Below are 1,456 nucleotides of genomic sequence, written 5' to 3' on the forward strand. Positions count from 1 at the left end.
CAAATGTGTTTTTAGAAACAATAGTATTTATTTTAGATTTTTAGTATCCTATAAATAATACCTCATATAGCTGCATCATATTTATATAAAAAAAACCAATATTTTTTTTATTCACTGCTTCCTGCATATTATGTTTTAAATAAAACTGTTAAAGGTTTGGGGCAGTAATATTTTCCTATAAATATTTAAATAAGATATTTTTATCTTTAGTAAATATTACACATTGGTTATAAGATAGATTTTAAAATATAAATATGATATTATCTTATTATAAATAAGAGAGGTGGTTAAGATGAAACTTTGCATTGCTTTGACCGGATTAGCTTAAAAAAACTAAAATAATAGGAGGATTTTTTATGACTATTCCGGAAAATAAAATATACCCTCGTAAGGGTGACAGAGAAACGATTTACTTAAAAAATGCGATTACAAACGAAAACATAACCGTCGGGGACTATACAATGTATAACGACTTTGTAAAGGACCCAGTGCAGTTTGAGAAGAATAACGTTCTATACCATTATCCGATAAACAACGATAAGCTCATCATAGGCAAATTCTGCTCCATAGCATGCGGTGCAAAATTCTTATTCAACAGTGCCAATCATACGATGAAGTCATTATCTTCATACCCCTTCCCTCTGTTTTTCGATGAATGGGGACTTGATATGAAAGATGTCACGCAGTCTTGGGACAATAAGGGCGACATTGTAATAGGAAATGATGTATGGATCGGGTACGAAGCTGTTATTATGGCGGGAGTAAAAATAGGTGACGGTGCGCTCATCGGGACACGTGCGGTTGTAACCAAAGACGTCGAGCCTTATACCATCGTCGGAGGAGTTCCCGCAAAGCCCATAAAGAAAAGATTTAACGACGAAACCATAAATGCCATGCTTGAAATAAAATGGTGGGACTGGGATAAAGATAAAATAAGAAATAATATAGAAGCAATAAAGTCGGGAAATGTAGAAAATTTAAAGGGATTATAAATATAAAGGTAAGGATATTTTCCTTACCTTTTTTAAATCGAAATATATAAAAAAAATTAATTTTTATGAATAATAAATATAAATATGAATATAATAATGAAGTACGATTTGATACTTATTTTACACATAAAAATTTATTTTATGGATAAAAAAGGTATTGACATCTAATAATAGATGTGTATAATAATTAAGTAGCGTTCCTCAGTAGCTCAATCGGTGGAGCAGTCGGCTGTTAACCGAAAGGTCGTAGGTTCAAGTCCTACCTGGGGAGCCATTTTTTTTGTCTAAAAATATGATTAAAATATATAAAGGGCGTTGCCCTTAAACTTAGAAAGGTCTTAGGAAATTCCTAAGACCTTTTTTATTGTAGGACTTCGTCCTAATACCTGCATAAGGGGCTCTACCCCTTAAACCCCGGCACTTTTTAAAAGATTAAAAAGTACCAAAAAATCTCCGCTCAAGCC

General features: G+C 32.3%; 1 protein-coding gene and 1 tRNA gene. Both read left to right on the forward strand.

Translation table 11 applies throughout. From position 1 onward, the window contains the following. Positions 1-356: 356 nt before the first annotated feature. Positions 357-992 carry a CatB-related O-acetyltransferase gene (locus tag Q0516_RS01935; protein ID WP_299237237.1) on the forward strand — a complete coding sequence of 212 codons (636 nt, stop codon included), beginning with the start codon at positions 357-359 and terminating at the stop codon, positions 990-992. Positions 993-1,190: 198 nt separating this feature from the next. Beyond that, positions 1,191-1,266 (forward strand) — tRNA-Asn (locus Q0516_RS01940). The last annotated feature ends 190 nt before the right edge of the window (positions 1,267-1,456 follow it).

The sequence above is a fragment of the uncultured Anaerofustis sp. genome (assembly GCF_938029165.1).
In the GTDB taxonomy this organism is placed as follows: Bacteria; Bacillota; Clostridia; order Eubacteriales; family Anaerofustaceae; genus Anaerofustis.